This window comes from Streptomyces sp. L500 (genome assembly GCF_054551825.1).
In genome coordinates, this window is the sequence record NZ_JBTOLC010000033.1 from 18,126 (window position 1) to 36,962 (window position 18,837).

At 72.9% G+C, this 18,837-nt stretch carries 18 protein-coding genes; 6 read left to right on the top strand and 12 right to left on the bottom strand.

All coding sequences use genetic code 11. The annotated features are described in order from the left end of the window. Window positions 1–12: 12 nt before the first annotated feature. The 3 genes from ACX9I7_RS24580 to ACX9I7_RS24590 all read right to left on the bottom strand — a co-directional run bounded on the left by ACX9I7_RS24580 (window position 13) and on the right by ACX9I7_RS24590 (window position 1,872). On the bottom strand, window positions 13–555 hold the full coding sequence (locus tag ACX9I7_RS24580; protein ID WP_459388521.1) for an FHA domain-containing protein: 543 nt from the start codon (window positions 553–555) through the stop codon (window positions 13–15). Between the two features lie 97 nt (window positions 556–652). Continuing rightward, window positions 653–1,357 (bottom strand): hypothetical protein, encoded by a 705-nt coding sequence (locus ACX9I7_RS24585; protein WP_126912727.1) that lies wholly within the window; start codon window positions 1,355–1,357, stop codon window positions 653–655. Then, window positions 1,354–1,872 carry an RNA polymerase sigma factor gene (locus ACX9I7_RS24590; protein WP_126912728.1) on the bottom strand — a complete coding sequence of 173 codons (519 nt, stop codon included), beginning with the start codon at window positions 1,870–1,872 and terminating at the stop codon, window positions 1,354–1,356. The genes ACX9I7_RS24585 and ACX9I7_RS24590 overlap by 4 nt, the downstream gene beginning before the upstream one ends. Before the next feature lie 404 nt (window positions 1,873–2,276). Here ACX9I7_RS24590 and ACX9I7_RS24595 point away from each other — a divergent pair, with 404 nt between their 5' ends. Further along, on the top strand, window positions 2,277–3,851 hold the full coding sequence (locus ACX9I7_RS24595) for a trypsin-like peptidase domain-containing protein (protein ID WP_459388522.1): 1,575 nt from the start codon (window positions 2,277–2,279) through the stop codon (window positions 3,849–3,851). Between the two features lie 145 nt (window positions 3,852–3,996). Beyond that, the gene (locus tag ACX9I7_RS24600; protein ID WP_459388523.1) at window positions 3,997–5,229 is read left to right on the top strand and encodes a styrene monooxygenase/indole monooxygenase family protein; all 1,233 of its coding nucleotides are present in this window, start codon (window positions 3,997–3,999) and stop codon (window positions 5,227–5,229) included. Window positions 5,230–5,316: 87 nt separating this feature from the next. Here the strand turns inward: ACX9I7_RS24600 and ACX9I7_RS24605 are convergent, their stop codons facing one another. The 3 genes from ACX9I7_RS24605 to ACX9I7_RS24615 all read right to left on the bottom strand — a co-directional run bounded on the left by ACX9I7_RS24605 (window position 5,317) and on the right by ACX9I7_RS24615 (window position 8,625). Continuing rightward, on the bottom strand, window positions 5,317–6,183 hold the full coding sequence (locus ACX9I7_RS24605; protein WP_189450077.1) for an isocitrate lyase/PEP mutase family protein: 867 nt from the start codon (window positions 6,181–6,183) through the stop codon (window positions 5,317–5,319). 311 nt (window positions 6,184–6,494) lie between these two features. Further along, window positions 6,495–6,965, bottom strand: coding sequence for a VOC family protein (locus ACX9I7_RS24610; protein ID WP_459388524.1), 471 nt, complete (start codon window positions 6,963–6,965; stop codon window positions 6,495–6,497). Between the two features lie 163 nt (window positions 6,966–7,128). Further along, a complete protein-coding gene (locus ACX9I7_RS24615; RefSeq protein WP_387569502.1) occupies window positions 7,129–8,625 on the bottom strand; it encodes a M28 family metallopeptidase in 1,497 nt (498 codons plus the stop codon). A gap of 244 nt (window positions 8,626–8,869) precedes the next feature. On the opposite strand from ACX9I7_RS24615, the gene ACX9I7_RS24620 reads away from it, so the two are divergent. Then, entirely contained in the window at window positions 8,870–9,559 is a 690-nt protein-coding gene (locus tag ACX9I7_RS24620; RefSeq protein ID WP_387569499.1) for a CBS domain-containing protein, read from the top strand. Here ACX9I7_RS24620 and ACX9I7_RS24625 read toward each other — a convergent pair. Continuing rightward, window positions 9,505–10,785, bottom strand: a complete 1,281-nt coding sequence (locus ACX9I7_RS24625; RefSeq protein ID WP_459388525.1) for a globin domain-containing protein — start codon at window positions 10,783–10,785, stop codon at window positions 9,505–9,507. The genes ACX9I7_RS24620 and ACX9I7_RS24625 overlap by 55 nt on opposite strands. Window positions 10,786–10,912: 127 nt before the next feature. Continuing rightward, window positions 10,913–11,440, bottom strand: coding sequence for a GbsR/MarR family transcriptional regulator (locus ACX9I7_RS24630; protein WP_459388526.1), 528 nt, complete (start codon window positions 11,438–11,440; stop codon window positions 10,913–10,915). A gap of 92 nt (window positions 11,441–11,532) precedes the next feature. Here ACX9I7_RS24630 and ACX9I7_RS24635 point away from each other — a divergent pair, with 92 nt between their 5' ends. Continuing rightward, window positions 11,533–12,465 carry an ABC transporter ATP-binding protein gene (locus ACX9I7_RS24635; protein ID WP_387569491.1) on the top strand — a complete coding sequence of 311 codons (933 nt, stop codon included), beginning with the start codon at window positions 11,533–11,535 and terminating at the stop codon, window positions 12,463–12,465. Then, window positions 12,462–14,108 (top strand): ABC transporter permease, encoded by a 1,647-nt coding sequence (locus tag ACX9I7_RS24640; RefSeq protein ID WP_459388527.1) that lies wholly within the window; start codon window positions 12,462–12,464, stop codon window positions 14,106–14,108. The genes ACX9I7_RS24635 and ACX9I7_RS24640 overlap by 4 nt, the downstream gene beginning before the upstream one ends. A 144-nt stretch (window positions 14,109–14,252) precedes the next feature. On the opposite strand, the gene ACX9I7_RS24645 is transcribed toward ACX9I7_RS24640, so the two are convergent. After that, a complete protein-coding gene (locus ACX9I7_RS24645; RefSeq protein WP_387569486.1) occupies window positions 14,253–15,689 on the bottom strand; it encodes an NAD(P)/FAD-dependent oxidoreductase in 1,437 nt (478 codons plus the stop codon). Between the two features lie 165 nt (window positions 15,690–15,854). On the opposite strand from ACX9I7_RS24645, the gene ACX9I7_RS24650 reads away from it, so the two are divergent. Continuing rightward, window positions 15,855–16,307: a hypothetical protein gene (locus ACX9I7_RS24650; protein WP_459388528.1), complete on the top strand. Its 453-nt coding sequence runs from the start codon at window positions 15,855–15,857 to the stop codon at window positions 16,305–16,307. Here ACX9I7_RS24650 and ACX9I7_RS24655 read toward each other — a convergent pair. The 3 genes from ACX9I7_RS24655 to ACX9I7_RS24665 all read right to left on the bottom strand — a co-directional run bounded on the left by ACX9I7_RS24655 (window position 16,274) and on the right by ACX9I7_RS24665 (window position 18,497). Further along, a complete protein-coding gene (locus ACX9I7_RS24655) occupies window positions 16,274–17,116 on the bottom strand; it encodes a polyphosphate polymerase domain-containing protein (RefSeq protein ID WP_459388529.1) in 843 nt (280 codons plus the stop codon). The two genes, ACX9I7_RS24650 and ACX9I7_RS24655, sit on opposite strands and share 34 nt — an antisense overlap. Then, window positions 17,113–17,742 carry a DUF4956 domain-containing protein gene (locus ACX9I7_RS24660; protein WP_392752292.1) on the bottom strand — a complete coding sequence of 210 codons (630 nt, stop codon included), beginning with the start codon at window positions 17,740–17,742 and terminating at the stop codon, window positions 17,113–17,115. Before ACX9I7_RS24660 ends, ACX9I7_RS24655 begins: the two co-directional genes overlap by 4 nt. Window positions 17,743–17,915: 173 nt before the next feature. After that, window positions 17,916–18,497, bottom strand: a complete 582-nt coding sequence (locus tag ACX9I7_RS24665) for a LuxR C-terminal-related transcriptional regulator (RefSeq protein ID WP_459388539.1) — start codon at window positions 18,495–18,497, stop codon at window positions 17,916–17,918. Window positions 18,498–18,837 lie beyond the last annotated feature (340 nt).

The window sequence follows — 18,837 nt, forward strand, 5'->3', positions numbered from 1 at the left end:
CACACGAACAGGTCAGACGGACAAGCGGAAGTGCAGGCTTCCGAAAGCCACTTGGTCGCCCGGGTGGACGCGTACGGTGCCGGCTATGCGCTGCCCGTTGACGAACGTGCCGTTGCGCGAGCCCAGGTCGGACAGGCGCCAGTGGTTGTCCACGTAGCGCAGCTCGGCGTGGCGGCGGGAGACCGTGTCGTCGTCGAAGCGCAGGCCGGACAGGGGCGAGCGGCCGATCGTCAGCGTCGCCCCGCCCGGCTCGGGCAGCCTGAGCCCGGGCAGCCGTGCTCCGCGCCAGGCGCCGCGCAGCAGGCCCGTCAGCCCCGCCAGGCGGGTGACCGTGCGGACGAGGAAGTCCGAGAAGCGGCCGTGGGTGCGCAGGTCGGCCATGGCGAGGTCGATCTCGGCGCGGTGGCGGGCGGTCAGGACGATGTTCATCCGGCGCATGAACGTGTCGTGCGAGAGCCTGCCGTCTCCGGCGCCGTCCCGGAGGACGACCAGGGCCTGGTTCCGTTCGGCCTCGGAGGGCCGGGTGAGGCGCGTACGGAAGTCAGGTGAGGTCATAAGGGTGATTCTCGGTCCGGCAGGCGCTCCCTGTCCATATCTCACGCCCCCGGGAGGCGACCGGCGCCCCACCGGCCCCTCCGGGTGTGCTCATCGCTCAGGCCGTGGCCGTGAGTTCCCCGATCCGCTCGGGGAAGTCGGGCTGGGGCAGGGGCAGATCGACCTCCTCGACGAAGCCGAGGGCATCGGGGACGTAGGCGATGACGGCGCTGGCGGCGGGCGAGAAGCGCTCCCCGTCGCGGAGGCTGTCGAGCATCTGGAGGGCGGCGTTGAGATCGCCCCGGTCGATGTCCTCCGGGGTCTGCGGGATGAGCGCCTCCAGCCCGGCCTGGCGGCGCCACAGCTCCGCCTCCCTGCGTTCACCGAAGGCCATGTGGTGGAGGTAGAGGCAGCAGGCGGCGCCGGCGGCGTCCGCGCCGGCGGCGAACTGCCACCAGAACCGGGCGCTGTCCTCCCGGTCGGCGAGCTGGAGGACACAGCCGAGGACCAGGGCGCCGTCGGGCTCCAGCATCCGGTGGGCCAGGAACGCCCCGAGCTTGTGGAGGTCCTGGGCGACGACGGTCTCGCACAGGCTCCGCAGCCGCCGCCGGAAGGCCCGGTGCGGCAGCGAGTTGCGCTCGGCGGACCGTACGGCGGCCGCGCGGGCGGGCTCCATCTGGTCGTCGAAGTACAGCGCTCCGTGCCACATCCGCTCGGCCAGGCGGGCCCGCAGCCGGGCCTCGGCCTGGTCGGTGTCGGCGATCGTGTAGGGCCGGGGTTCGAGGCGGGCTTTGGCCAGGGCGTGGTCGAGGGACCCGATCACCGGTGCTCCTCTTCTCTCTCCAGTCCGAGGGCGTCGTGGAGACGGTGTCTCGCGAAACGGGCGGTGGACCGTACCCCGCCCTGGGTGATGCCCATGATGTCGGCGGTCTCGCGGATGCTGTAACCGAGGCAGTAGTGCAGGACGATGACGTCGTGCTGGCGCTCGGGCAGGGCACAGATGGCCTTGTAGACCGACAGGCTCTCCTCGAGCTCGCCGATCGGGTCGACGGCGTGCCGCAGCGCGGACGTCTCGAAGGCGGCGGTGTCGATGACGGTGGGGCGCCGGCCCCGGGCGCGGGCGCAGTCGATCGTGCGGTGCCGGACGACGGACCAGGCGTAGGCGTTCGGCGACTCGGTCCTCAGAACCTCGCTCCAGGTGAAGCAGAGGTCCTCGAAGGCCTGGTCGACGGCTTCCTCGGCGTCGTGGCGATTGCCGAGGTAGAGCTCGGCCCACTGCATGTAGCGGGGGCGGTAGAGCTGGTGGAACGCACGATAATCGGCAGGCAGTTCGGTCATGGGAAACGTACCCGCATGGCGGGAAAGCGTCACCGTTTCCCTCCCCGCCGCCGGCCCGTCGCCCCGTCGCCTGCATCGTGTGGGATCACGGAAGTACTGGTCCCTCCGGTTGTGGATGGTCATGAGCCGGGCGGGGCCTGTCCACGCCCCGGTGTCACCGCGCCCGGGAGGGGACGCCTTCGCTCCACCCCCTCCGCAAGTAATGGCGTTCGAGGCGGCGCGTTTGTGCATCGAGCGATCGTAAAGTCTTACGGAAGGCTACCTTCCGGTTGCCCTCCGCCACCCGACATGGCGACCCTTGATCACTCACCGCGTCTGGCCGAAAGCGGACGGGCACCGTCGCCCGCCCTCCACAGGCTCTGCCACAGTCGGGCCGTCAGCAGTTGACGATCAAGGAGAGTGCCGTGAGGGACGTCGTTCCCCCCGCCCGAATACGTCTGCGGGCCGCCGGCGCGGCCGCTGTCATGACGGCCGGATTACTGTGGGCGGGCCCGGCGTGGGCGGGCCCGGCCCACCCCGCCGCCGCATCCGAAGTCGCCGCCGGTGAGGCGCCGCTGATCGACGCCGGGTCGGCCGACGGCCGGCGATTCCGGGCCTCGGGCCGGCTGGTCGGGGGCGGCGGTACGACGTGCACGGCGACCGTCGTCCACGCCACGGGGAAGCCCGACCCCGCGCGGAAGGCGCTGATCCTCAGCAACGGGCACTGCGCCGACGACTCGATGCGGACCAATGACGTCGTCGTCGACCAGGCCGCGCCCGAGGGCTGGAGCTTCACCCCCGCGTTCTTCCACGACAACGCCGCCGAGCACAGGACGTTCACCGTCGAACGCGTCGTCTACGCGACCATGAAGGACATCGACGTCTCGCTGCTCCAGCTCTCGGCCACCTACGGGGAGCTCGCCGCGCTGAAGGTGACGCCCTGGACGCTCGCCGACCACCCGGTCGCGGCGGGGACACCGCTGCGGGCGGCCCACGCGCCGACCGACGGGGTCGAGGAGGGCAAGCGCTTCCTGCGCCTGTCCACGTGCCGGGCGACGGCCGCCGCCGTGAGCCTGCACGAATCCTCCTGGCTGTGGCGGGACTTCACCCGGACCGACTGTCTCGGCATCAGCGGCGGCTCGTCGGGCGGTGCCGTCACCACCGCCGACGGGACCCGGCTCGTCGGCCTGCTCAACACCGTGGCCACACCCGGCTATCTGGGCTGCGGCCTCGGCCGGCCCTGCGAGGGCGGCCCGGCGGGGCTGGTCGTCCCCAAGGACGACACCGCATACGCCACCCCCGTCGACGCCGTGGCCTCCTGCCTGGACGGGACCGGTCTGCGGCTGCGCCGGACGGGCTGCCGGCTCGACCGGGGCGAGCAGGCGACCGTCGAATCGACCGGACAGCACACGCGGTCGCACACACCGCAGGGCCCGGCCCGCTGGGAGGCGCGCGTCACCCCCGACAAGGCCGGCCGGCACGCCTACGTCGCCTTCAAGAGCGGATTGTTCGGCATCACCGACTGCACCAGCCCCCAGGGCTACGGAAAGCCCCGGCGGCTGACGGCCGCGGGCGTGGACCACAAGGACCCGCTGCCGCCGCGCGAGGGCCTCCACGTCCTGTGCGTCGCGGGCGGACCCGACGACACCGCGCACGGCCCCGGCTGGGCCGCCTCCTTCGCCCACCCGTCGTACGCCTGGGCCCGCGTGGACGACACCCCGCCCACCGTCGCCCCGACGGTCGACATCCGGAGCTTCGAGGGCGAGGACGGCGGCAGGCGCTTCTGGGTCCGCCCGGTGTACGCGCCCTGGGAGATCACCTCGTACAAGGTCAAGTACGGCCCGAAGGCCGGCACCGACTGCGCCGACCCCGAGGGCTACCGCCCCTTCCTGGGCGTACCCACCACCCTTGAGGCGGCCAAGGGCCCCTGGACCTACTGCGTCATCGGCTACGACAACGCCGACAACCCCACCCCGCCGACGCCCTTCACCGTCGCCTGACCCACTGTGGCACCCGCCTGTGGCGCCCGTCGCCCTCTGTTGGCGGGCGGTGCGCCACTGCACGATGGGACGCGTGGTGCCCGCCGGGCACCACGCGTCGCCCGGCCCCACCACCCGGGCCGGGCCGAGGACCTGAGGGGGTCTCATGCGACGGATCGCCATCGTAGGAGCGGGACAGGCGGGATTACAGCTGGCGTTGGGGCTCCAGGCCCACGCCTACGACGTCACACTCGTGTCCGCCCGCACGGCCGGGGAGATCCGGGACGGGCACGTGCTGTCCACCCAGGCGATGTTCGGGCCGGCGCAGACCATCGAGCGCGAGGCCGGGCTGAACCTGTGGGACGACCAGGTGCCCACCGTCCACACGATCCGGGCCACCATGATCGACCCGCCCGGCACCCTCGCCGCCGCCGTCACCGGCAGGCTCGCCCACCCCCAGCGGTCGGTGGACCAGCGGGTGAAACTCTCCGGCTGGCTGGAGCTGTTCGAGCGGCGGGGCGGCCGCGTCGAATACCGCTCCGTGGACCGGGCGGAGCTCGCCGCACTGGCCCGCCGGCACGAGCTGACGATCGTCGCGGCCGGACGCGGCGGGCTCTCCGGCATCTTCCCGCGCGACCCCGCGCGCTCCCCCTTCGACCGCCCCCAGCGCACCCTGGCCTGCCTCTATCTGCGCGGCGTGGCCGCTCCCCCGGAGCCGGCCGAGACGCATGTGCGCGTCCTGATGATCCCCGGCGTCGGCGAGGGACTCCTCCAGCCCGCCCTGACGACGAGCGGCCCCTGCACCATCCTGCTGTGGGAGGCGGTCCCCGGCGGCCCGCTGGACTGCTGGCAGGACCGCCCCGGGCCGCGGGACAACCTCGAGCGCTCGCTGGCGCTGATGCGGGGATTCGTGCCGTGGGAGTACGAGTTGTGCGCGAAGGCGGAGCCGACGGACGCGACGGCCACCCTCTACGGCGCGGTCGACCCCGTCGTGCGGCACCCCGTCGCCCGGCTCGACGGCGAGGTGTCCGTCCTGGGCATGGGCGACACCGTCGTCGTCAACGACCCGGTCACCGGGCAGGGCTCCAACAGCGCCGCCCGCTGCGCCGACGTCTACCGGCGCGCGATCCTCGCGCGCGGCGACCGGCCCTTCGACGACTCCTGGATGCGCGACACCTTCGAGGAGTTCTGGGCCTACGCCCGCCACGCGACGGCCTTCACGACCGCGATGCTCGGCCCGCTGCCCCCGCACGTGGCACGGGTGCTGGCGACGGCGACCGTGCGCCAGGAGGTCGCCGACCGCTTCGCCGAGGTGTACGCGGACCCCTCCGGGGCCCGGTGGTTCCTCGACCCGGCGGAGGCCGACGCCTATCTGGACGCCATCGGCGCGCGGCCCTGACGAGCCGGGGCGCGCAGCAGCCGTGCGCCCCCGCCCGCCGGCCCGAGGGGACCGGTGGGCGGGGGCGACGCCCGCCGCCGTACGGGATCAGCTCCCGGCCACCGCCGGGGCCGGCGCGCGGTGGTGCCGGCTGATGTTCTTCTCCAGCAGGGCCAGGCACTCGGCGACGCCCACGCTGGAGGGCGTCGTCTCGGGCAGCCGCCCGTCGTCCTCCTTCAGCCGGCGCAGCGCCTCGTCCATCGCGGACTGGGCGGCGAACAGGCAGGGCGTGCTGTAGATCGCCACGTCCACGCCCAGCTCGGTCAGTTCGGACCGGCTGAGGCGGGGGGACTTGCCGCCCGCGATCTGGTTGAACAGCAGGGGCTTGTCGCCGATGACGCCGCGCACCTTGCGGATCCACTCGACGCTGCGCACGCCGTCGACCAGGATCACATCGGCGTCGCTGGCGGCCAGCGCCTCGGCGCGGCGCAGGATCTCGCCCTCCTCGGTGGCGTCGGTCCGGGCGACGACGACGAGGTCGCGCCGGGCGGACAGGACGAGTTCGAGCTTCTCCAGGTACTCGGTCAGGGGCAGGATCTGCTTGCCGTCGACGTGGCCGCAGCGGCGCGGGCGCTTCTGGTCCTCCAGGATCACGCCCGAGGCGCCGATGGCCTCCAGGTGCTGCACGGTGTGGCAGGCGGTCTCGGGGTCGACGTAGCCGTCGTCGATGTCGACGAGCAGATGGTGGGCGGGGAACGCCAGGCGCATCCGCTGGACGAAGGCGACGATGTCCGGCCAGGCGATGAACCCTATGTCCGGCAGGCCGTAGTGCGAGGCGGCGAAGCCGAATCCGGAGACGAACATGCCGTCGTAGTGCTGGGCGGCGACGGAGGCGGAGAACATGTCGAAGACGCCGATGAGGGGTGTGGTGCCGTTCTCGGCGATGGCGGCACGTAGCCGGTTGGGGTGATTCACGGTACCCTCCAGGACACTGGTCGCGCCGACGTGTGCTGAAGACCGCTGCCCGCTGAAGCTCGCGGTCATGCCGTCGGCGTCACGAGAAGGAAAAGTGAAGAGCGGGGAAGCCCCGGGAGCTGTCGCGCGGTCAGGCGCGATATGACTCCCGGGGTTTTCTGCGTCTGCCATGCGAGTGCAGGTGCGCTGACGCGACAGGACGTTAGTCAAGCTTTGGTCATGGCACAATATTGGCGAGGTAAAACAGACCGTGCTGCGACGCTTTCACGCCGCCCCGTCCCTCGTCCCACCCCGGCCCCTCCGGGCCGTCCTCACCCCTCGTAGGCGTCCACCAGCTCCTGGATGTCGATTTTCTTCATGCCCAGCATCGCCCGCATGACCCGCTGGGACTTGACCGGATCGGGATCGCCCAGCAGCTCGGGGAGGGCCCTCGGTACGATCTGCCACGACACGCCGTACTTGTCCTTGAGCCAGCCGCAGGGACCCTCCGACCCGCCCTCGCCGAATGCCGACCACAGCTCGTCGACCTCCTCCTGCGACGCGCAGTCCACGCTCAGCGAGATCGCCTCGTTGAACGTGAAGTCGGGGCCGCCGTTGAGCGCGAGGAACCGCTGCCCCGCGAGCTCGAACTCGACGGTCATCACCATCCCGGCCGGCCGCGGACCGGTCTCCCCGTAGCGCCGGATCTCCACGATCCGGGAGCCGGGGACGACGGACGTGTAGAACTCGGCCGCCTCCTGCGCCTGGTCGTCGAACCACAGACAGGGCGTGATCTTCTGCATGGTGTTCTCCCGACTTCTCCCACGGGCGGCCCGGTGCTGCCAGTGGCGACGCCACCCGCATCATCGCCCACGGCGGTGGCTTTGTCCGGGCGACCCGGGCGGCGCCCGGGGGGAAAACGACAGGACCGGGCGGCGCCCGTGGCGCCGCCCGGTCCCCGGTGGATCAGTGCCCCGCGGGCTCGTCGAGCGAGCTCAGGTCGTGGGCGTAGATGCCGACCGCGTGCGCGATGACCCCGATGTTGAGGTCGAACGCCTTGCGGTCGATGTTGGCGAGGGTGTCACCCGCGCCGTGGTAGTTGGGGTCGTACGCGGTGCCCGCCGTGCCGCCGAACCGGGCCGCCTGGTCCTTGGTCTTGATGCCCTCGGCGCCGGTGAAGGTGCCGCCCGCCGGGATGCCCTTCTCGATGAACGGGCCGTAGTCGGAGCGGCCGTCGAAGTCGGTGCCCTCGTGCGGGGCGCCCTTGCGGTCGAGGTAGCCGTTGATCAGCTTCTCGATCTGCGCCGAACCCTTGGGGCCGGGGCCCGAGCCCGTGTGGTCGGAGTCGTCGCCGTCGTAGACGAACTCCACCGGGTTCGGCGAGGCGATCATGTCGAAGTTGAGGTAGAGCGCGATCTGCTTGCGCTGCTTCTCGCTGAGCTGGGCCACGTAGTGCTCGGAGCCGAGGAGGCCGAGCTCCTCACCGGACCACCAGGCGAACCGCACCTTGTTGGTGGGCTGCTGGCCGTGGCCGCGGGTCTGCTGGGCGAGCTTGAGGGCGACCTCCAGCAGGCCGGCGGAGCCGGAGCCGTTGTCGTTGATGCCGGGGCCGGCGGGCACGGAGTCGAGGTGGCTGCCGAGCGTCACGACGTGGTCGGCGCTGCCGCCCTTGGTCTCGGCGATCACATTGCGGGTCGGGCGCTTGATCGCCTCGGTGGCCACGTCGAGACGGACCTTGGTCTCGCCCTTGGCGACCTGCGCGGCCAGCGCCTCGCCGTCGGCGAGGGAGACGCCCGCGGCCGGGATGTGGGCCTTGTCCGGCGTCCCGACCGTGCCCCGGACCGGCTCGGTGCCGGAGTGGTTGTAGAGGATCAGACCGGCGGCACCCGCCTTGGCGGCGATCTCCTCCTTCTGCTGGAGGGCGCAGCTGCCGCGCTTGACCAGCGCGATCTTCCCCTTGAAGTCCTGGCCGGCGTAGTCGTCCAGGCCGCAGCCCGGAGTCTCGTCGACGCGGACGGCGGCCAGCGGGGCGACGAGGCCGCCCTCGGGCGTGGCCTTGCTGAACTTGTAGGCGAACGTGCGGATGTCGCGGGGCTCGGGCGTGACGACGCCCAGCTTCTCGCGCAGCGTCTTGGACTCGTAGAAGTCGAAGTCCTGGTACGAGACGTCGTAACCGGCCTTCTTCAGCAGCCGGTAGACGTACTCGGTGGACGCCACGTGGCCGGGGGTGCCGGCGGCGCGGTTGCCGCCGTTGGCGTCCGCGATCTTCTGGAGGGCCTGGAGGTGGCGGTAGGCGCTCTTGCCCGAGGAGTTCTTGACGAGCTTGCGGGCGAGCCGTTCGGCCTTCTCGTGCTGCCCGGCGGGCCGCGCCTCGGCGGGCGCCGCCGCGGCGAACAGCACGGGGGTGGCGACGACGGTGGTGACGAGAGCGGATATCGCTCTTCGGCGGAGGTGTGCGCGCACGGAGGTCCTTTCGGTGCGGGCGGCCTTCGGTGGCGGCCGCCCGGTCTGCGGTCGTCGCGATCGACGGCGATCACAACCGACCGGACGGTATCGAGTCAACGCCGGTCAGGGGAAGGGTCCCGGGCGGTCGATACAAGATCGCCACATGCCGGTCATGCCCGACCCGGTCGACGCCGGTACGTCCCCGTATGTGCGAGGCTGGGAGGGCAGCACTGCGGACCACCTAGGGACGAAGGACCGGTACATGCTCCAGCACAGAACCGTGGGCGATCTGATGACCCGCTCGGTCGTCCGGGTGCAGCGCGGCACGCTGTTCACCGAGATCGTGCATGTACTGCAGGAGCACGACATCACCGCCGTCCCGGTGGTGGACGCCGAGGACCGGCCGGTGGGGGTGGTCTCCGAGGCGGATCTGCTGGCGAAGGCATCCCGGCGGCCGGATCCCCATGACGGGCCCGGCGCCCGGGCGAACGCGCCGGGCGCCGGCAACGGGACGGGCGCCAAGCACGAGGCGACCACCGCCGAGGGGCTGATGACCAGTCCGGCCGTGTGCGCCCGGCCGGACTGGAGCGTGGTGGAGGCCGCCCGCACCATGGAGGAACACCGCGTCAAGCGGCTGCCGGTCGTGGACGGCACGGGCCGGCTGGTGGGCCTGGTCAGCCGGGGTGACCTGCTGCGGGTCTTCCTCCGCACCGACCGGGCCATCCGCGAGGAGATCATCGAGGACGTCCTCGTCCGCACCCTGCGGCAGCCGCCGTCAGCCGTCGGCGTCGAGGTGAACCACGGTCAGGTGCGGCTCAGCGGATCGGTGCGGCGCGCCAGCCTGATCCCGGTCCTCGTCCAGCTGTGCCAGAGCGTCGACGGCGTGGTGAGCGTGGATCACCAGCTGGCCGCGGAGACCGACGACACGGGGGACGAGCCCAGCGGGTCGTGATGGATCCGCGCGGCCGGCGTCCCGAGCTCGCGCAGCGCGCGCACGGCCGCCTCGACCATCCCGGCCGGCCCGCTGACATAGGCGAGGCGGTCCGCCCACGCGCCGTGGCGCGCCAGGGTGTCGGTGAGCAGGGACCGGCCGCCGGACGGGGGCGCGTCGCCGAGGACGGGCAGCACGGTCAGCCAGGGGCGGCGGCGTTCGAAGTCGGCGAGCCACTCGCCGTCGTAGAGGTCGCCGCGGTCCCGGGCGGCGAGGAGGAGCTGGACCCGCGGGCTGCCGGAGCGGCGGGTGGCCAGCTCGTCGAGCAGGGCCTTGACGGGGGCGAGACCGCTGCCGCCGGCGACCAGCAGCAGATCGCGGGAGAGTTCGTCGCCGAGGGTCATCGTCCCGGTGGCGGGGCCGAGCCGCAGGGTGTCGCCGACGCGCGTCCGGTCGACCAGGGCCTCGCTCACCCCGTCGGGGCCGGTGCGCCGCACGTGGAACTCGACGATGTTGTCGGCGCGCGGGGCGCAGGCCATCGAGTACTGCCGCCAGGCGTGCGGGAGTAACGGCGACTCCAGCGCGCCGTACTGGCCCGCGCGGTAGGGGTAGGGCTCGTGGGTGCGGACGCGCAGCACCGCCAGGTCCGGGCGGCGCAGGTCGTGGCGGACCACCGTGGCGTGCCAGTAGGGCGGTTCGGTGAGCGCGGCGTCGGCCCCGGCGACCATGGCGTCGACGGCGGACCGCAGCATCCGCAGCCAGGCCCGCTCCAGTTCCACGCTCCAGCGCCGGCCCGCGCGCAGGCGCAGCGCCTCGCGCAGGGCGTCCTCGAACGTCGCGTAGTGGGCGCGGCGGACGCCGAGTTTGCGGTGGTCGCGGCCCAGCCGGGTGAAGGTGGCGACGACCTCCTCGGGCCGGTCCAGATGGTCCGTCAAGTACTTGAACGCCTGGGCGAGATGGGCGCGCTGGAACGCCATCGACTCGGGGAACATCGAGCGCAGATAGGGGTGGCGGCGGAACATCACCTCGTACAGGGGCGTGATGAGCTCCTCGAACGGGGTGACCAGGTCCAGATGACCCAGGATCAGCCGCCGGTCGGTCTCGTCGCAGTACGGGGTGGCCTGCGCGGGCCCGGGGCTTTCGGCGGGGCCGGGCGCCCCACCGGGTGCGAGCAGTTGCCGCCGCAACCGCATCGCGTCGTGCCGGGCCAGCAACGCGTAATAGTCGTTGCCCTTGGGGGTGTTCACGGGCTGGGTCTCCTGTACTCCGTCGTTCCGAGCGCAAAGCAGTATGGCAGTGCGGGAACGCACCCGACCGGCCCGGGATGACAGGGCCGTTCGGCCCTTCCGAGGGCCCGGAGGGAGGGGGTAGAGGCTACGGCCGGTCGTCGCCGAGGGCGGCTCTGTGCTCGCGCCAGCGGTCCAGGACGCCCTCGAACTCCTTCTGCAGGAATTCGATGAACTCGGCGGTCTCCGCCACGCGCACCCCGGCCGGGCTGTCGGCCCCCAGGGTCTTCGCGCCGTCGCGCAGGATGCCCTCCCAGCGGATCAGCAGCTGGTCGCGTCGGGTGAGGGCGTGGAACCAGACCTCGGCGTTGAGCCGGTAGCGGTCGCGACGCGTACCCGGCTCCCGCTCACGGCCGATCATGTCGACCTGGGTGAGGTAGCGGACGGCGCCCGAGACCGCCGCCGGGCTGATCCGCAGGGCCTCGGCGAGGCCGGCCGAGGTCATCACGCCGGCGTCGGAGGCGAGGAGCGCGGCGAAGACCCGGGAGGCCATGCGCGGCATGCCCGCCTCGGTGAGCTCGGCGGCGAAGCGCTCGACGAAGCGGGAGACCGCTTCCTGGTCGCGTTCGCGGTCCGGCTCCCGGTCGTGGCCGCCCGCTCCGGTCGTCTCGGTCATCGTCCTCGCCCTCTCCCCTGTTCGATCTCACCGGCCAATTTACACTCTTTCCAAGCTTCACAAATTTCTGAAGGAAGCGTACGTTCGGAAGCATGACGAAGGCGATCCGTGTGTCCGGCCTGACGAAGTCCTTCGGCCGGACCCGTGCGCTCAGCGGCCTCGATCTCACCGTCGAGGCCGGTGAGACGCACGGATTCCTCGGCCCCAACGGCGCGGGGAAGTCCACCACCATCCGCGTCCTCCTCGGACTGCTGCGCGCCGACGGCGGCTCCGCGCGCGTGCTCGGCAAGGACCCCTGGCACGACGCCGTGGAGCTCCACCGCCGCGTGGCGTACGTCCCCGGGGACGTCACCCTCTGGCGCAACCTCTCCGGCGGCGAGGTCATCGACCTGCTCGTCCGGCTGCGCGGCGGCGCCGACCGGGCCCGCCGCGCCGCACTGCTGGAGCGCTTCGACCTCGACCCGACGAAGAAGGGGCGCGCCTACTCCAAGGGCAACCGCCAGAAGGTCGCCCTGGTCGCCGCCTTCGCCTCCGACGTCGACCTGCTCGTCCTCGACGAGCCGACCTCCGGCCTCGACCCGCTGATGGAAGAGGTCTTCCGCGCCTGCGTGGCCGAGGAACGCGAGCGCGGCCGCACGGTGCTGCTCTCCAGCCACGTCCTCGGCGAGGTCGAGGCCCTGTGCGACCGGGTGAGCATCATCCGCGAGGGGACGACCGTGGAGACCGGCTCCCTCGCCGAGCTCCGCCACCTCACCAGGACCTCGGTGACCGCCGAGCTCGCCGACGCGCCCAACGGGCTGGCGCGCCTGCCCGGCGTCCACGACCTCACCGTCCGCGAGCTCCACGGGGGCGGGGGCCGGCAGGTGCGGTTCCAGGTGGACACCGACCGGCTCGGGCCCGTCCTCCGCCAGTTGAGCGAGTCCGGCGTCCGCAGCCTGACCAGCGTGCCGCCCACGCTGGAGGAGCTGTTCCTCCGCCACTACCAGCACGCCCCCGCCGCGCCCGCCCGGACGGTGGCGTCATGAGCGCCCCCGCCGCCTCGTCCCGGCCGGCCTCGTCCCGGCCGGCTTCGTCCCGGCTGGCCGGCACGGGCACGCTGACCCGCCTCGCGCTGCGCCGCGACCGGGTGCTGATGCCGGTGTGGGCGGTGGCCCTCTCGCTCGCCGTCGTCAGCGTGGCGAGCGCCTTCGAGTCGCTGTACGCCACGGCCGCCGACCGGGCCGGGGTGGCCCGCTCCACCAACGCGGGCGCCTCGGTCCGCGCGCTGTACGGGCCGGTGTTCGACGACTCCACCGGCGGCCTGGTCGCCTGGCGCATGGCCGTCCTCGGCGGCGTCCTCGCGGGGATCATGAGCCTGGTGATCGTGGTCCGGCACACCCGCGAGGAGGAGGAGACCGGCCGTCAGGAACTGCTGTCCGCCGCGGTCGTCGGCCGCCGGGCCCCGCTGACCGCCGCGCTGCTGACGGCCCTGGCCGCCAACGGCCTGGTCGCCGTCCTCGTCACCGCCGGGCAGGCCCTTGCCGGGCTGCCGGCCGGCGGGGCGGCCGCGCTGGGCCTGGCCGTCGCCGGTACGGGCCTGTGCTTCGCGGGCGTGGCCGCCGTCACGGCCCAGCTCACCGACACCGCCCGGGCGGCGCGGAGCCTCGCGGGCGCGACGGTGGGCCTCGCCTTCCTGCTGCGCGCGGCCGGTGACGCGGCGAGCGCCGGCGCCTCCTCGCCGCTGGTCTGGGTCTCTCCCGTCGGCTGGGCCGAGCAGACCCGGGCCTTCGCGGGCGAACGCTGGTGGGTCCTTGTCCTGCCCTACGCGGCGGCGGGCCTCGCCGCGGCGGGTGCCTTCGCCCTGGCCAGGCGCCGTGACATCGGCGCGGGCCTGCTGGCCGGACGCCCGGGCGCCGCGACGGCGCCGCGCCATCTCACGGGCGCGACCGGCCTCGCCTGGCGGCTCCAGCGCGGCACGCTGCTGGGCTGGGCGGTCGGCTTCGCCGTCGCGGGCACCGTGTTCGGCTCCCTGATCGAGGGCGCCGCCGATCTCGTCGGCGACAACGAGGGCACGCGGCAGATCATCGAGCGGATGGGCGGCCGGGAGGGCCTCGCCGACTCCCTCCTGGCCGCCCTGACGGGCCTGCTCGGCATGGTCGCCGCGCTCTACGCGGTGGGCTGCGTGCTGCGGCTGCGCGCGGAGGAGACGAGCGGGCGCGCCGAGCCCGTGCTGGCCGGAGCGACCGGCCGGACGCGGTGGGCGGCCGGGCACCTGGCCTTCGCCGGGCTGGGCACGGTGGTCGTCCTGCTCGCCGGCGGCCTGGGCATGGGCCTGGCGTACGGCGTCTCGGCCGGGGACGTCGGGGGGCGACTGCCGCCGGTGCTCGGCGCGGCGCTCGCCCAGACGCCGGCGGCGTGGGTGCTCGCCTCGGTGGCCGTACTGCTCTTCGGGGCGCTGCCCCGGTGGGCGGTGGCGGCGTGGGGGCTCGCCGGGGGATGCCTGGCCATCGGCTGGCTGGGGCCGGCGCTTCGGCTGCCGGGGTGGGTGATGGACCTTTCGCCGTTCGGGCACCTGCCGAAGTTGCCGGGGGCGGGGGTTTCGGCGGGGCCGTTCGTTTGGCTGGTGGGGCTTTCCGCGGTGCTCACGGCCGTGGGCTTGGTGGCGTTCCGGCGGCGGGACGTGGGGTGAGCGGCCCCAACCCCGCCCTTTCTCCCCCAGCTACCGCTGGGAGGTGCCCCCAGTTTCCTGGGGCTCCGCCCCAGACCCCGGTCCTCAAACGCCGGTACGAGGGGGCAGAGCCCCCTCGGAAACGGGAAGGGGCGGGACTGGGGCTCACATCCCCGACTGCGCCTCCGGCGTGAACTGCGGCTCCACCGGGGACTGCGGGTCCGGGCCGAAGAGGACCGCCTTCGCCACCGGTGGTGCGAAGAGGGACGTCACCGGGGCGGTCAGGGAGAGCACCCGGCGGAAGGCCGCGCCCACGACGGGGTCACCGGTGGCCCGCCGCTGGACGCGGGCGAGGTACCAGTCCCCGGGCCGGTCGACCGGCCGGCCCCGGGGGATGTTGCCGGTCGCGCCGGGCACGTTCTTGTCCGCGCCGGAGGAGATGTCCCACGCCTGCCGGGCCGCGTCGAGGAGGGCCCGCTGCACCCGGCCGGTCGTGGGGGTGCGGCGCGGGTCGGTGAGGGCGTCGCGGAGGGCGACGGCGCAGAGCGCGGCGACGGACATGCCCTGGCCGTAGACGGGGTTGAAGGCGCACAGGGCCTCGCCCGTGGCGAGGAAGCCGGCCGGGCGGCGGCCGGGGCCGTCGTAGCGGCGGCGGACGTTGCCGGTCTTGCGGAAGCCGTGGATGGGGGTGAGGGGCTCCGCCTTGAGCAGCCAGTCGTGGAGGACGGGGTGCGGGAGCTTCGCGGCGAAGGCGAGGAAGCCCTCGTCGTCGGTGGGCGGTTCGTTGCCCCGCAGGCCGGAGAGGATCACGGACCAGCGGTCGCCGTCCAGGGGCATCAGGATGCCGCCGTAGCGCTGGGCCGGGTTGGGGATGATGTAGACGCCCCGGAAGCCGGGGTCCTCCAGGCCGGCGGGGGTGCGGTAGAAGCGGGTGGAGTAGGCGAGGCCGGTCTCGAGGACCTCCTCGTGAGGCGGTTCGGCGCCCAGGGCGGCCAGCCAGGAGGGGGCGCGGGAGGAGCGGCCGGAGGCGTCGACGACGATGTCGGCCTCCAGGGTGGTGCCCGCCGTGGCGGCGGGCAGGCCCCGCTCGCGCAGTCGGACGCCGCGGACGCGCGTGGCGTCGCCGAGCAGGCCGGTGACCTCGGCGCCCTCGACGGTCTCGATCCGGGATCCGGCCCCGAGGACGCGGCGGCGCACGACCCAGTCGGTCAGGGGCCGGGAGCCGGTGAGGACGTGGGTGGTGGGGCGGGTCCGGCGGTACCAGTGGCCCACCTGCCACTGCAGGACGTCGGTGGGCATCGCCACGCGCGGCGAGCCCTCGTCGAGCAGCTCGCCCACGATGCCGGGCAGCAGCTTCTCCAGCGCGCTCTGGCCGCTCTCCAGCATCACGTGGGTGTGCTTGTCCTGAGGGATGCCGGAGCGGTTGTCCGGGCCCTCCGGGAAGCGGTCGCGCTCGACGAGCGTCACCTTGTCGGCGTGGGCGGTGAGCACGTGTGCGGCGAGGAGGCCCGCGAGGCCGCCACCGATGACGACGGCGTGCCGCCGGGGCCGGTCCTCGTCCTCACTCGCGCGTGGTCCGCTTCCGGCGCCCTCTGCTGTCACGTCGCCACCCCATTCGTTCCGTCGTCCGAACCGGAAAATGCTCCGATCACCGTACCGGCAGGGCGCGTTGGGTGTGACCGGGAGCGTTCGGCCGCGCCCCAGTGACTTGAGGGGCTTTGGTTCGTTTTCGTGGTGTACGTCGTTCCGGTACCGAGAGAGGCTCTCATGCGTCTGCGTCACACCGTCACCCCGCTGCTGGCCGCCCTGTCGTTCGCCGTGGTCGCACCGGCGGAGGCGTCGGCGGCGCCCCCGAGCGCCGGGCAGCTGCCCGAGACGCTGTCGTTCCAGGCGGCGGCCGACCTCCCTAATCCGGGGGCGCTCGTCAAGAAGGAGCAGGCCGCCGCCATGGAGCGGATGCGGGAGGACGCACCTCCGTCCGCCCCGCAGTCCGCACCGCAGGCGGCACCTCAGTCCGCACCGCAGGCGGCACCTCAGTCCGGTCCGCAGGCGGCGCCTCAGTCCGCGCCTCAGGCGGCTCCGGCCCCGTCCGTGCCGGTGAGCAACGCGGGTAACTCGCTCGGCGGCCCGCTTCAGCCGCTCGTGGGGCCGCTCCAGCACCAGTTGACGCACCTGCCGGTGATCGGTCAGCTCCTCGCGGGGCCCGGCGGAGGGCACTGAACCCCGAAGGCGTGCCGGGCCGCGCGGCGCCAGCGGTTGCCGGGGAGGCCCGGCCGTAGGGCCGCGTACGCCCCGCAGTACTTGGTGAAGACCGCCGGGCGTACGCCGCTGTCGTGCAACAGCCGGTCCGCCTCCGTCAGATGTCCGGCCGTCTTGGTCTCCACCAGGACGAGGCCGGGCGCGCAGCGCACGCTCCGCCCCGCCCGCAGGTCGTCGCAGACCAGTCCGACGTCGCAGGTGACGCGCTCGCCGTCGGCCACGAAGGTGGTGCGGACGTAGTCCGTGGTGAGGGACGGCCGCAGCACCGGGGGCGAGTCGATCCCGTAGGCGTCGCGCAGGGTGTCCGCGAGGAAGGCCCGGAAGGGCGGGTCGAGCGGGGTGTCCTCGCCGGTGAGGGGGCGGCGGTGTTTGACGGTGTCGCCGCGCCCGCCCTTGAGCTTGATCTCGAACTGCCGCTCACCGCTGTCCTGGTAGACGCGTTCGCGGATCTTGAAGCGGAGGCGGCGGCCCTGCCGGTGGTCGTGGAAGGAGCGGAGCTCCGGGGTGTCGTAGTACACCGAGTGGTACCGGAAGGCCCGCCGCCCGTCGATGGTGAGGGCGCGGAAGGGGCCGCCGGGGCGGCGGGGGTCGGTGAGCCGTCGGGCCATCGCCAGGAAGACGTCGGCGGGGACGAGGTAGCTGCGGTCGAAGCGGGCCATGAGCTCCGCCCGCGCGTTGACCTCGGCCAGGGAGATCGGCGCGGCGGCGCCGGCCGCCTCGCCGACGGCGCGGACGGCCGCGGGGAGCGGCGGTGCCGGTGTGGTGGTCATACGGTCTCCCACGCGGGCGCGGCGCGGTGCGCGGTCCGGGACGGTCCGGTCTGCCGGCCGGCGTCCGGGGCGGGTTCGCGGTAGCGGACGTCGACGACCATCAGGTCGCGGACGTAGTCCACTTCCATGACCGTCCAGTGGAAGGGTTCGCCGAGTCTGCGGGCCAGGTCGGCGCGGAGGGCGGCGGGGTCGGCGTGGACGGTGTCGAGGGTGACGACCGTACGGCGGGAGCGGGCGAACAGCCGGGGGTGGTCCGCGGCGTAGACGACGAGGAGCAGGACCGCGCTCAGGCCGGCCGCCGCGGTGAACGGGAGGTGCGGCAGCCCGCACAGCAGGCCGAGGACCAGCGTGGTGAAGTAGTAGGCGACTTCCTCGTGCTGGACGGCGTCGGAGCGGAGCCTGATGATCGAGAGCACTCCGAAGAGGCCGAAGCCGAGCGCCGCCCCGCCGTTGCCGCCCACCCGGGCGAGGGCGGCGACGACGGTGAACAGGGCGACGTTCAGGGCCAGATAGGCCGGTACGAGGTCGCGACGGCGGTGCCGGGGGTAGTAGATCGCGAACGTCAGCAGGCATATGGCGGCGAGGTCGAGCCCGAGATGGGCGACGAGGTGCCGTGACGAGTCCATGGGTCGGCTCTCCTGGGATGACGGGAGGAAGAGCTCAGACCCTAGGGAAACGGAGAGTGAACGCGCACCGACTTCCGGGTGAACCATGCGCTTCCTTGACGGAAGCGGACGGCAAGTGTCCGGAACGGCACCGCTCCTGTCCCGTCAGGCACTCTTGCCGCCGCGACGCAAGGTCACTTGACGAAGTCCTCCACCACCTTGGGCGGCCAGGTGCCGACCTTGAGCACGCCCATGGAGTAGGCGCGCGAGACCAGCGCGGCACGGTTGGGCACCTTCAGCTTCCGCAGCAGACAGGTCACGTGGTACTCGACGCCCTGCCGGCTGAGGTAGAGGCGGGACGCCAGCGGGATGGTGGACACTCCGGCGGCTATGCCCTCCAGGATGCGCGCGTCCATCTCGGAAAGGATCTTCTTGCGGCCCGCCACCACCCGGGCGCCCTCGACGCCCCGGGTCACGGGCATCATCACCAGGATCGCGGTGGTGTCGGGCAGCCCGCCACGCACGGAGACCGCCGTCAGGGGCACCGTGAAGGCGGACTCGTCCGCGCCCACGGCTATGACCGGGGTGACGAAGCGCTGGTGCTTGCCCTCGATCAGGTGCGAGAACTGCCGCATCAGCGGCTGCCGGACGCTGGGGTGGACCACGTCGCGGAAGCTTCTGCCGCACAGCTCCTCCGAGGAGCCGTCGAACTGCCGGAAGAACTCCTGGTTCGCCTGCTGGATGGTCAGGGACGTGTCGAGGCTCGCCATGCACAGCCCCGACTGGTCGGACTGCGTACGGGCGTCCGGGTACCCCGCCTGGCCCTCCGGGCCGTCCTGGGAGGTGACCCGAGCCGAATCGACCGAAGCGAGAACAGAATTCAACAAGAGATGGAACCCTTTCATGGCACTTCACACATGCGGAATCGCTATGCAATCGCGCTGTAACGCGGAATCCAGACCCTCGTCCCGAGGCCCGGCAGCCGAACTGGGCGAACTGATTGAAAGACTAGATAGCCGCCGGTCGACGGTCAACGACCGCCCTGCCGCTCGGCCTAAACCTGCGGTCGGTCGCGAGAGAGGTACGGTCCGCCCTTCGGTCTTCGGTACCCGCACC

Coding starts and splice junctions, on each gene's coding strand:
- ACX9I7_RS24610 (WP_459388524.1), bottom strand. CDS start 6,965: ATGCAGAAGATCACGCCCTGTCTGTGGTTCGACGACCAGGCGCAGGAG.
- ACX9I7_RS24580 (WP_459388521.1), bottom strand. CDS start 555: ATGACCTCACCTGACTTCCGTACGCGCCTCACCCGGCCCTCCGAGGCC.
- ACX9I7_RS24630 (WP_459388526.1), bottom strand. CDS start 11,440: ATGACCGAGACGACCGGAGCGGGCGGCCACGACCGGGAGCCGGACCGC.
- ACX9I7_RS24635 (WP_387569491.1), top strand. CDS start 11,533: ATGACGAAGGCGATCCGTGTGTCCGGCCTGACGAAGTCCTTCGGCCGG.
- ACX9I7_RS24650 (WP_459388528.1), top strand. CDS start 15,855: ATGCGTCTGCGTCACACCGTCACCCCGCTGCTGGCCGCCCTGTCGTTC.
- ACX9I7_RS24660 (WP_392752292.1), bottom strand. CDS start 17,742: ATGGACTCGTCACGGCACCTCGTCGCCCATCTCGGGCTCGACCTCGCC.
- ACX9I7_RS24655 (WP_459388529.1), bottom strand. CDS start 17,116: ATGACCACCACACCGGCACCGCCGCTCCCCGCGGCCGTCCGCGCCGTC.
- ACX9I7_RS24640 (WP_459388527.1), top strand. CDS start 12,462: ATGAGCGCCCCCGCCGCCTCGTCCCGGCCGGCCTCGTCCCGGCCGGCT.
- ACX9I7_RS24620 (WP_387569499.1), top strand. CDS start 8,870: ATGCTCCAGCACAGAACCGTGGGCGATCTGATGACCCGCTCGGTCGTC.
- ACX9I7_RS24590 (WP_126912728.1), bottom strand. CDS start 1,872: ATGACCGAACTGCCTGCCGATTATCGTGCGTTCCACCAGCTCTACCGC.
- ACX9I7_RS24600 (WP_459388523.1), top strand. CDS start 3,997: ATGCGACGGATCGCCATCGTAGGAGCGGGACAGGCGGGATTACAGCTG.